The following is an 11783-nucleotide window of genomic DNA, read 5'->3' on the forward strand; positions in this document are numbered from 1 at the left end:
ATGAAATTTAGAAATACAGTTTTTATTTTTTTTATTTTTTTCAGCACTGCTTACGGACAGAAAATTATGTTTACAGACGTAACCCAAAAAGCAGGTATTAATTTTAGATATACTTTTGGTGATAACAGTTATCAAAATATTCTTGAAAGTAGTGGTTCAGGCATAACTATTTTTGATTATAATAATGATGGATTTATGGATATTTATCTTTTGAACGGACGCTATTTGGAAGGAATTTCAGATTCAAAAGGTAAAATATATAAAAACTTTCATAACGAACTGTATAAAAATAACGGGAATGGCACATTTACAAATGTTACTAAAAAAGCCAGAGTTGAAGGAAATTATTGGGGTATGGCTGCAAGTGCCATTGATTTAGATAATGACGGATTTCAAGATTTGTATGTGTTAAATTTTGGCAAAAATGTTTTCTACCATAATAATGGAAATGGAACATTTAGTGACATAACAACATCCTTAAATTTGAGCGGTCCAGATAAATTAAATGGATTTACAAAGTGGAGTATTGGAGCATCCTTTTGGGATTATAATAAAGATGGCAAATTGGATGTAATGGTTGGTAATTTTATGGCGTTCAACCCAAGTTATTTTACACCATCATCACCAGATATGATGCCAAGCCCTGCAGAATATGATGGACAGGCTTCCTTTCTTTATGAACAACAATCTAACGGAAAATTTTTAGATGTTACAAGTAAGAATAACCTGTTATTTCCACAGTCGAAATGTATGGGATTATCAATATTTGATTTCGATAATGATGGAGACTTAGATATTTTTCAAGCAAATGATCATCAGTTAAATTTCTTATTTAAAAAAGAAAAGGATGGATTTAAAGATGTAGCTATTCAAAGTGGAGTTGCTGCAAATAATAAAGGAATAGGAACTGGTTCAATGCATCCAACAATTGGGGATATAAATGGAGATGGCTTAATTGATATTCTTGTTTCTGATCTTGATCATGGCGCTCTGTACTTAAATAAGGGAAATGGTTTGTATGAAGATGTTACAGTTAAAAGTGGTGTAGCAGCTGCAATGTTGGGAAAAGGAGGATGGGGAGCTGCATTATTTGATTTTGATAATGATGGAGATCTCGATTTGGTTGCAGCAAACGGAACCGCTGAAAAGCTTATTTTACAATATCCATTATTAATGGAAAATGATGGAAAAGGGAATTTTAAGAATATAGGACAAAAACATGGTTCTTATTTTTTAACAAAACGTTCTGGGAGAGGTTTAGCAATATTGGATTATAATAATGACGGATTTTTAGATATTGTTATATCACATCTAGACAAGCTAGGAGTTCCTTCATTGCTTAAAAATAGTGGAGATAATGGCAATCAATGGCTTGGGCTAACGTTAAAAGGTAAAAATGGACCTAGTTCAACAATTGGAGCTACAGTAGTGGTTACCTCTGGTGGAAAAAAGCAAGTGTTTGTTAATCAATGGGCAACAAGTTATCTTTCAAACAATGATCAAAGACTTCATATAGGCCTTGGTAAAAATAAGATAATTGATTCCATAGAAATAAATTGGACTAATGGCAATAAAGAAATTTATAAGAACATTAAAACCAACCAATATGTAATAATTTTAGAAGGAAAAGGATTTGTAAAAAAATAGAATAAATAATTTATCTTTTAAAATTGGCTGGAATTATAACGAAAAAATATAATTAAAAAAAATAATGAACATGAATAGTATGTATGTTAGTAAAGTAGTGGATCTAACAAATCCTGAAAAAAATGTCATTTATAATATGACGCATGAAGAAGCTGTAAATGTAGTTAAATCGGGTGATGTAGAGGCAGTGCGAAAAATTGATGGTCAATTTTCTCTTGTTTCTGTAGAAGGGAAAACAATTCAAATGGCTCGATCTTTAGGTAGACCAATGCGTTATTTTATAGCAAAACGTGCAGTTGGACCTCAATTGGTGATTGCTGAGCGCATTGATGTAATATTCGATTATTTAAAAAAAGAAGGTATGGAAGATCAGTTTCATCCTTCTTATACCAGAATGGTGCCGGCACATTATATTACAAGAATTGAATTATTAGGTTGTCCAGATCCCAATCCAATTTATACACGATTTTTTACACCACAACGAAATAAATATGCACCAAATAGCGCAAATCAAATTGGTGCAGATTACATAAATGCAGTTTATAAAGAAATTAAAAAGTGGCTTCAATATAGAGCAACATCAGGACCAATTGGAGTAACTTTCTCAGCCGGAATTGATAGTGGCTCAGTGTTTTTACTTACCTATCATGCACTTTTAGAACTTGGCGAAAGCCCATCAAGATTAAAGGCATTTACACTTTCAATTGAAGGAGGAGGGGAAGATTTAGCCCAAGCTAAAAAGTTCTTAAAAGACCTGAATCTTGAATTATTTTTAGAGCCTATAGAATTAGATCATTCAGCATTAGATTGGAAAGAAGCTATAAATGTTGTTGAAGATTATAAACCACTAGATATTCAATCTGCTACAATGAATTTGGCACTTTTAAAAGGAATTAAATCTCGTTATCCTGAATGGAAATATATTTTAGACGGAGATGGTGGTGATGAAAATTTAAAAGATTATCCGATAGAAGATAATCCCGAATTAACTATTAGAAGCGTACTTAATAATTTAATGTTGTATCACGAAGGTTGGGGAGTTGAGTCTATCAAACATTCCTTAACTTATTCTGGAGGATTAAGCAGAGGTTATATGAGAACCTATTCGCCAGCAGATGTATTAGATTTTGAAACATTTAGCCCATATACATTGCCAAATGTTATTGAAATTTCGGAAGGAATTCCTTATATAGAAATGACCAATTGGGATCATAAAAAACTATACGATTTAAAAGGAGATATTGTAGCTGCAGGTGTAAAAGCTGTGACTGGAATGGATATGCCTGTTTTTGAAAAAAGACGTTTTCAGCATGGGGTAACTTCAATGGATGATTTTAAAAAATTATTTCCAATTAAAGAATTGGATTACAGAAAAGAGTTTCTGTCAAAATATGAGTGAGAATAAAAACCCAATTATATCTAATAAATGGATAGTTTCTAATCGTGGAATCAAAAATATTGTTGATTCACAAAAACCATATGCTTGGTTGGTAGAAAAAGAGCGGCAATCCTTGGGAAAAATTGAGGACGTAGCAACTATTTTTTTAACCAATCAGGAATGTCCTTTTAAATGTTTAATGTGTGATTTATGGAAGAATACAACCAATAAATCGATTCCAATTGGGGCTATTCCAAATCAACTAAAATGGGCTTTATCACAAATGCCACAGGTTAAAAACCTAAAACTTTATAATAGCGGAAATTTTTTTGATGGGAAGGCTATTCCTGAAGAAGATTATGAACCAATAGCAGATTTAATTAAAGATTTTGAGACAGTTGTTGTAGAAAGTCATCCGAAATTTATCAATGAAAAGTGTCTTCGATTTAAAAATTTGTTAAAACCTAAATTACAGGTTGCAATTGGTTTAGAAACTGTAAATACGAAAGTTCTTTTTAAGCTGAATAAACAAATGAATCTCAACGATTTTAAAACAGCAGTTGATTTTCTTTCTGAAAATGGAATTTCTTCAAGAGCTTTTATTTTGCTTCGCCCTCCATTTTTAACGGAAGAGGAAGGAATTTTTTGGGCACAAAAATCAATAGATTTTGCTTTTGAAGTTGGTGTTGAATGTTGTTCAGTTATTCCTGTTAGAGGTGGTAATGGAGCTATGGAATTACTGCAAGAAACGGGTGATTTTAGCCCACCAAATATTCATTCTTTAGAAACAGTTATAGAATATGGTATTGCACTTAACGCTGGTAGAGTATTTGCCGATGTTTGGGATTTAGGTTTGTTTTCTAATTGTAAAAAATGCGTTGAGTTAAGAACAGAAAGGTTAATTGATATGAATTTGAATCAAAAAATAGAAAGTAAAATCCAATGTGATTGTAATTAATTTGCAACACTATTAAAATAACACTTTTAATTTAATATAATGAATAACGCGCATTTACATTTATTGCTTAACCATTTATCAATAACATTTGTAATTATTGGTTTTATCGTGATGCTTTTCGGATTTTTATTTAAATCTGATATTGCTAAAAGAATAGCATATCTTATATTTATTTTAGCGGCTCTATTTGGGTTTGTAACCTTTCAAACGGGTGAAGGATCTAAACCATTAATTGAAGGAATTAAAGGCGTAAATAAAATTTCCATAATAACTCATGAAAAAACAGCACTTATTTTCTTGTTTTTTCTGTATCTTTTAGGCGCTTTTTCAATAGTTGGCTTATGGGCAAATTGGAAAAAAAAATCATTCTCCAATTTACTTGGTTATTCAATTATGGTATATTTATTTGTAGTTTTCTATTATGCTATACAAGCAGGAACAACTGGAGGTGAAATTAGACATTTAGAAATAATACCATTGGTTGAAAATTCTGATGTTTAAAATGAGATTTTAATTAAATTGAAATACAAAGTACTTAAATAAAAAATTATAAATAATCACAATATGAAAAATATACTATTTTCACTTATATTAATAGTTAGCACATCAATTTATGCACAAAATGATGGTTGGAATATTTCAACTTCTAATAGCAATGATTACACTGGAGTTGTAGTTGCAAATGGGAGAATAGGAATATTACCATCTGTAAAACTTTTAGAAGTAGAACAAATTATATTAAATAATGTGTTTGATAAAGAGTCACCGTTAGGTGTAAGCAAAATTCTATTAGGTATGAATTTTGGAAATCTTGAAATTGAAATTGATGGAGAAAAAGTATCAGAAGCAAATAGTACTAATTGGAAACAAACCTTAAATATGAAGGAAGCGAAGTTTACAACTTCGTTTAATTATAGAGATAAAGCGGTTATTACTTATAGTATATATGCTTTAAGAAATGTTCCTTATGCTGGATATATTGACGTTACCATTGATGCAAAAAAAACAATTAAAACAAAAGTTACTGGTAAAATTCAAACGCCAGCCGAGTACCAAAATCCTATGAGCACTTTTAGAATTTTGAAAGACATGGAAACTACGATGCCAATTCTTCAAACAGTTGCTAAAAGTAGATTAGGGAGGCACACTGTTGGGACATCTGCTACGTTTATTTGGCATGCTATAAATTCTTCAAGAGAAGATCAACGTCCAGAATTAATTCATACTAAAATTTCAGAATATGATAATAGGTTATTTTTTGAAAAAGAAATAAAAAAAGGGATATCGCTCGATTTTGCTTGGACGGCGGCTCAATGTTCTACGCAAGATTTTTACGATCCTCAAACTGAATCGGAACGATTTGTTATTTTTAATTTATTAACTCCTAAAACAGACCTTTTAGATCAACATAAAGCTTTATGGAAAACCCTTTGGGAAGGCGATATTATTATAGAAGGTGATTTACAATCTCAGCAAGACGCCCGATTAGCCTTGTATCATTTATATTCGTTTAGCCGTGGAGATTCTAATTTAAGTATTGCGCCTATGGGACTTTCTTCACAAGGTTATAATGGGCATATTTTTTGGGATACCGAATTATGGATGTACCCACCTTTATTAGTTCTAAACCAAGACATAGCACGATCACTTGTAAATTACAGATCTAACAGGTTGGATGAGGCCAAAAAGAAAGCGATTAATTTTGGTTTTAAAGGAGCAATGTTTCCTTGGGAAAGTGATGATACAGGAGAAGAAGCTACTCCAGCTTGGGCTTTAACAGGAACTTTTGAGCATCATATTACGGCTGATGTTGCTATTGCTTTTTGGAATTATTATAGAGTTACTAAAGATAAACAATGGTTAACAGAAAGAGGATTTCCAATGTTAAAAGAAGTGGCTGATTATTGGGTAAGTCGTGTTACAAAAAACAAGGATGGAAGTTTTTCAATTAAAAATGTAGTTGGAGCAAATGAATTTGCTCAAAATATTGATGATAATGCTTTTACCAACGGATCTGCAATTACTTCATTGCAATTTGCAGTGTTGGCAGCAAAAGAACTTAGCCTTGAAGTTGATACGAATTGGGAATTGGTGGCAAAAAATATTATAATTCACAAATTTCTCGATGGTACTACAATGGAGCATAGTAAATATAACGGAGATAGAATTAAACAAGCTGATGTAAATTTGTTGGCCTATCCTTTAGAAATTGTAAATGATAAAGCTACACTTCTTAAAGATTTAAAATATTATGAACCAAAAATTGCAGATGAAGGGCCAGCTATGGGGAAATCTATATTTGCTGTAATATATGCCCGTTTAGGAGATTCTAATAATGCATATAGGTTATATAAAGAGAGTTATGAGCCAAATAAAAAAGCTCCTTTTGGAGCTTTAAGTGAATCACCAACAAGTAACAATCCATATTTTGCAACAGGAGCTGGGGGAATGCTACAGACCTTACTTTTTGGCTTTGGTGGATTACATTTAACAGATGAAGGGATTATTCAGCAAAATCCAATTCTACCTAAACAATGGAAATCACTTACAATAACAGGTGTTGGAAAAGATAAAAAGACGTTTGTAATAAAATAATTTGAACAACATTGATTACATTAACCCTATGATGAATTTTTTTATTGTAGGGTTATTTTTTGTTAAAAAGCAAAGTTATGTAAATTTTTATGGTTTTTAAAATTACAGATTTAATTTATCGCAATTTGCAGATTAGAGCATCAATAATAAAATTAAATATTAAGTAGAATTTCTAATAACTAACGATGTTGGTAATACAACTTGTTGAAAATTATATGAGATATCGTTTTTTAAATTCTTAATCTCTTCTAATAATATTTCACAAGATTTTCGACCCATTTCAAAACCAGGCTGTTGAATAGTCGATAAGCTAGGAGTTAAAACCGAAGACATAAACCAATTACTAAAACCAAAAATAGCAATATCTTCTGGCACTTTAATACCAACTTCATGAAAACAGTTATAAATTCCAACTGCAACTGAATCTGTTATAGCAAAAATGGCATCAACATCTGGTTGTTCATCTAATAATTTTCTAGCATTTTGGAATCCATCATTAAAATCGTCATTATTGTCACATAAATAAACAAGTAATGGGTCGAAACTAATCCCATTATCGACCAATGCTTTTTTGTAACCCACAAATCTATCAATAGAATTTTGAGGTTTTAAGGAGCCTCTAAAGTGTGCAATTTTTTTGTAGCCTTTTTTAATTAGATAGGTTACGGCATCATAGGCAGCTTGACAATCATTAATTGTAACTTTAGAGCAATTAACAATTTTGCTTATTTTATCAAATAAAACCACAGGAATATTATTTTGAATAACTTCTTCAATATGTTTAAACTTGTATGTTTCATTAGAAAGTGATATTAATATTCCATCAACTCTTTTATGTTGCAAAAGTAAAATTTGTCTTTTTTCAGAATCAACTTGTTCATTCGATTGTAACGTAATTACCAAGTATCCGTTTTTCTCGGCTTCTTCTATAATACCACTTAAAACTTCAGAAAAAAATTGATGAGCAACAGTAGGTATAATGACTCCAATTGTTTTTGATTGCTGTGTTCTAAGATTTACAGCAGCAACATTTGGATTATAATTCATTTTTTTTACCATTTTTACAACAGCAGCACGGGTAGAACGGCTAACATCGCTATAACTTTTTAATGATTTTGAAACCGTAGCAATGGATATATTTAATTCTGTTGCAATATCTTTAAGCGTTGTTGGTTTTATTTTAAATTTTCCCATAGTATAGTACTACTTTTTTATTAAAAAAAAATGAATGGAGTCTAATTTAAGCATAAAAAATCATTAATTATTAATGAAAAACGTAAAATTCCGAAAACGATTTCGGAATCTTCAAAAACGATTTCGGAATTTAAGAGCAGTTTTGTAATTTAAAGATGCATAACTTACTAGTCTAAAGCAATAAAAATAAAAATTTTAAGTAATAAAAGATAATATAAGGTTAATTTAAAACAGAGAAGTGAAGTGCTCTATAGTAGAAGAAACCTTACTGCACTCGCTAAACCAATATAAAAAATAATTTAAAGAGTTTAAATTATTGGGTTTTGTGAGTGCAGTATTTTAATTAATTTAACCAACTAAATAAACCATTTTAAATGAAAAATTTTGGAATTAAAGCTACCCTATATTTAAACTATTTTGTTTTTGCAATTTTATTAAATAGCGTTGGTATAGTTATTTTAAAATCACAAAATATTTATGGAGTAGATGAAGTAGCGGCAAGTACTTTAGAATTATTTAAAGATTTACCAATTGCTATAGTTTCTTTTATTATTGCATCTTTTTTACCTAGAATAGGTTATAAAAACGCCATGTTAACAGGCTTATTTTTAGTAACTATTGGAAGCATTCAAATGTACTTTATGAATTCGTTTTTAGGAGCTCGAATTCTTTTTGCTATGGTGGGTGTTTCTTTTGCGCTCATAAAAATATCTGTTTATTCTTTAATTGGTTTAGTGGCAAAGGGTCAAAAGGAGCATAATAGTTTAATGAGTTCAATAGAAGGGGTTTTTATGATTGGTATTGCATTGGCCTACTTTTTATTTCCAGCATTTAATAATGAGAATAATCCAAATTCTTGGCTAAACGTGTATTGGTTATTAGCCGCAATATCAACCTTATCTTTTATAATATTAGTATATACAAAGTTTGATGAAGGACATGAAATTCCGGGAAAAGATTTAATAGATGACGCCAAGCAAATGATGCTATTGTTGACAAAGATATTTGTTTTAGTATTTATAATTAGCGCTTTCTTATTTGTAATGGTAGAGCAAGGTATAATGACATGGTTGCCTACATTTAATTCTCGGGTGTTAAAATTACCTGAAAATGTAGGAATTATGATGGCAAGTATTTTGGCTATTTCTTTAGCAGTGGGGCGTTTAACAGCTGGGCTTATTACAAAATATGTTTCTTGGGTCTATGTTGTAATTGTTTGTACAATAATAGCAATGCTTATTTTAGTGCTAATTCTTCCTTCGGCTATAGGTATAACAGTTGTTGAAATAAATAGTATTACAGATATTCCTTTAATCGGATTTGTTTTTCCGCTTGTTGGATTATTTATTGCACCTATTTACCCATTATTAAATTCGGCAATATTAAGTGTATTACCAAACAAATTACATAGCCCAATGACAGGGCTTATTGTTATTTTTTCAGCATTAGGAGGTACTTTAGGATCAAGAATAATAGGATGGTTATTTAAAAATGTTGGTGCTGATACTGCTTTTTACTATATTCTAATTCCAATGGCAATGTTAATAATTGCTTTTATAATTTTGAATAGATTAACAAATAAAATGGCACTTGATAAAGCAAAATCAAGTAATTAAAATAAAAATATATGGATAGTTGGAGTTATGTAGATACTGATTTTGAAGAATCGTATCAATTAAAGGAAACACTTTTTAGTACAGCAAACGGTTATTTGGGTGTTAGAGGAAGTTTTGAAGAAGGATTAAGTAAAAAAATAAAAAGCGTTAGAGGAATTTATATAAATGGGTTTTATGAGAGTGAAGAAATAACATATGGAGAGAAACTACATGGTTTTCCAGATAGAAGTCAAAGTATTTTAAACGTTATAGATACACAAGAAATTTTAATAAAAATTAATGGAGAAAATTTCTCTTTAGAGAATGGAACTGTTTTATTTTATGAACGAAATCTTAATTTAAAAGAAGGTGTTGTAACAAGATTAATTCATTGGAAATCATCAAATGGAGATGAGGTTAAATTAGTTTTTAAACGTTTAACTTCCTTTGTTCAAAGAGAATTGTTTTTAATCAACATTTCTATTGAGCCTATTAATTTTAGTGGAGAATTAGAACTTATTTCTTCAGTTAATGGTGATGTTTCTAATATTGTTTCTGAAGATGATCCTAGAATTGGAACTTCAAATGCAAAAGCATTATCAGTAGTTGAAGTAATTGTTGATTCAAATAAATCTTTTGTAAAAGCGACTACTGAACATTCAAAATTAGCCGTTGTTGGTAGTATTTCGCATAAATGTTCAGCTAAATTTGATGAAACTATTGAAAAGGGAAAACAAAAAATTACTCATTCTTTTAAAGGTCAAATTTTAAAAGGTGAAAAAATTGAGTTTACAAAATATGCTGTTTATACAGATACTCGAAGACATGAAAATGAACTTAAACAAAATGCCTCTTTTTTAGAAACTTCTTTAAAATATGATTTTAAGCATTTTGAAAATCTTCAAAAAGAATATTTACATGTTTTTTGGGAACATTCTGATATCCAAATAGATGGAGATTTAGAAATGCAACAAGGATTGCGTTTTAATTTATTTCATTTAGTGCAATCTGTTGGAAAAGATAGATTTAGTAATATTTCTGCAAAAGGACTTTCTGGGGAAGGTTATGAAGGTCATTATTTTTGGGATACAGAAATTTATATTTTTCCGTTTTTCCTATTTACAAATCCAGATTTAGCAAAAAATTTATTGAATTATAGATTTACAATTTTAGATTTTGCCCGTAAACGCGCAAAACAAATGGGTCATACTATTGGAGCATTATATCCTTGGCGTACGATTGCTGGTGATGAATGTTCACCTTTTTTCCCTGCTGGAACCGCCCAATATCATATAAATGTTGACATTGCTTATTCCATTATTCAATATTATCAAGTAAGTGAAGACATTACTTTTATGTCAGAAAAAGGAATGGAAATGTTGATAGAAATAGCAAGATTAATGCATCATATTGGGCATTACAATAGAAATGATAAATTCTGTATAGACGCAGTTACAGGTCCAGATGAATATACGTGTATTGTAAACAATAATTATTACACCAATGTTTTAACAAAAAACTTGTTCAATAATATTGGTAAAATTTGGTCAGATTTATCTATTGATGTAACCAACAATTTAAAATCAAAATTAAAGTTCGTAGAAAGTGAATTGGACGATTTTAAAAACGCCGGAATTAAAATGTTTTTACCTTTTGATGAAGAACAGAATTTAACACCGCAAGACGATAGTTTTTTCAATAAAAAAGTTTGGGATTTCGAAAATACACCAAAAGAAAAATATCCACTATTATTAAATTACCATCCTTTAACGTTGTACAGACACCAAGTTTGTAAACAAGCTGATACTATTTTAGGTCATTTTTTATTAGAAAACGAATCCAATTTAGAAACGATTAAAAACGACTATAATTATTACGAAAAAATTACAACACACGATTCTTCGTTGTCTACATGCATTTTTAGTATTATGGCAAATCGTATTGGATCGCATGATAAAGCATATGATTACTTTATGAATACTGCCAGATTGGACATGGATAATTTACACCATAACACAAAAGATGGTATACATACAGCTTGTATGGGAGGCTCATGGATGTCGGTTGTATTTGGTTTTGCAGGAATGAGATTAGTTGATGGAGTATTAAATTTTCATCCAAATATTCCTAAAAAATGGAAAAGTTTAGATTTTAAAATAAATTTTAAGAATCGGATCCTTAAATGTCATTTAGAAAGAAATACTATTAATATTAAGTTGGAAAAAGGAATACCTTTAAGTATAAAAATTAATGATACAATAAAAATTATTAGCTAAATTATATAAAGTCTAATATGTAATTACAAATTATTTTTTATTATCTTTGTGTTATGAGTAGAGTAGCACTAAAGATAGAAAACTATAGTTCTGAAGAACTGAAGGCGTTATTGCGCAAAGACGAGAAATTTCAACAAGGG

8 protein-coding genes are annotated in these 11783 nt (G+C 30.0%); 7 read left to right on the forward strand and 1 reads right to left on the reverse strand.

Annotation, left to right across the window (positions count from 1 at the left end; translation table 11 throughout):
• The 5 genes from Q8S45_RS11875 to Q8S45_RS11895 all read left to right on the forward strand — a co-directional run bounded on the left by Q8S45_RS11875 (window position 1) and on the right by Q8S45_RS11895 (window position 6578).
• Window positions 1-1647, forward strand: coding sequence for a CRTAC1 family protein (locus Q8S45_RS11875; RefSeq protein WP_305605034.1), 1647 nt, complete (start codon window positions 1-3; stop codon window positions 1645-1647).
• Between the two features lie 70 nt (window positions 1648-1717).
• Window positions 1718-3046 (forward strand): asparagine synthase-related protein, encoded by a 1329-nt coding sequence (locus Q8S45_RS11880; RefSeq protein WP_305605037.1) that lies wholly within the window; start codon window positions 1718-1720, stop codon window positions 3044-3046.
• Window positions 3039-3983, forward strand: a complete 945-nt coding sequence (locus Q8S45_RS11885) for a radical SAM protein (RefSeq protein ID WP_305605040.1) — start codon at window positions 3039-3041, stop codon at window positions 3981-3983. The genes Q8S45_RS11880 and Q8S45_RS11885 overlap by 8 nt, the downstream gene beginning before the upstream one ends.
• A gap of 39 nt (window positions 3984-4022) precedes the next feature.
• Window positions 4023-4484, forward strand: a complete 462-nt coding sequence (locus tag Q8S45_RS11890) for a hypothetical protein (RefSeq protein WP_305605043.1) — start codon at window positions 4023-4025, stop codon at window positions 4482-4484.
• Between the two features lie 63 nt (window positions 4485-4547).
• Entirely contained in the window at window positions 4548-6578 is a 2031-nt protein-coding gene (locus Q8S45_RS11895; protein ID WP_305605045.1) for a glycoside hydrolase family 65 protein, read from the forward strand.
• Between the two features lie 159 nt (window positions 6579-6737).
• On the opposite strand, the gene Q8S45_RS11900 is transcribed toward Q8S45_RS11895, so the two are convergent.
• The gene (locus Q8S45_RS11900) at window positions 6738-7757 is read right to left on the reverse strand and encodes a LacI family DNA-binding transcriptional regulator (RefSeq protein WP_305605054.1); all 1020 of its coding nucleotides are present in this window, start codon (window positions 7755-7757) and stop codon (window positions 6738-6740) included.
• A 389-nt stretch (window positions 7758-8146) separates the two neighbouring features.
• Here Q8S45_RS11900 and Q8S45_RS11905 point away from each other — a divergent pair, with 389 nt between their 5' ends.
• Window positions 8147-9388 carry a sugar MFS transporter gene (locus tag Q8S45_RS11905; protein ID WP_305605048.1) on the forward strand — a complete coding sequence of 414 codons (1242 nt, stop codon included), beginning with the start codon at window positions 8147-8149 and terminating at the stop codon, window positions 9386-9388.
• A gap of 11 nt (window positions 9389-9399) precedes the next feature.
• Window positions 9400-11643 carry a glycoside hydrolase family 65 protein gene (locus Q8S45_RS11910; protein ID WP_305605051.1) on the forward strand — a complete coding sequence of 748 codons (2244 nt, stop codon included), beginning with the start codon at window positions 9400-9402 and terminating at the stop codon, window positions 11641-11643.
• Window positions 11644-11783 lie beyond the last annotated feature (140 nt).

The organism is Lutibacter sp. (assembly GCF_030692605.1).
Lineage (GTDB): Bacteria > Bacteroidota > Bacteroidia > Flavobacteriales > Flavobacteriaceae > Lutibacter.

Bases quoted from the DNA above. Each gene is read 5' to 3' on its own strand.
- Q8S45_RS11875 (WP_305605034.1), top strand. From the start codon at position 1: ATGAAATTTAGAAATACAGTTTTTATTTTTTTTATTTTTTTCAGCACT.
- Q8S45_RS11880 (WP_305605037.1), top strand. From the start codon at position 1,718: ATGAATAGTATGTATGTTAGTAAAGTAGTGGATCTAACAAATCCTGAA.
- Q8S45_RS11885 (WP_305605040.1), top strand. From the start codon at position 3,039: ATGAGTGAGAATAAAAACCCAATTATATCTAATAAATGGATAGTTTCT.
- Q8S45_RS11890 (WP_305605043.1), top strand. From the start codon at position 4,023: ATGAATAACGCGCATTTACATTTATTGCTTAACCATTTATCAATAACA.
- Q8S45_RS11895 (WP_305605045.1), top strand. From the start codon at position 4,548: ATGAAAAATATACTATTTTCACTTATATTAATAGTTAGCACATCAATT.
- Q8S45_RS11905 (WP_305605048.1), top strand. From the start codon at position 8,147: ATGAAAAATTTTGGAATTAAAGCTACCCTATATTTAAACTATTTTGTT.
- Q8S45_RS11910 (WP_305605051.1), top strand. From the start codon at position 9,400: ATGGATAGTTGGAGTTATGTAGATACTGATTTTGAAGAATCGTATCAA.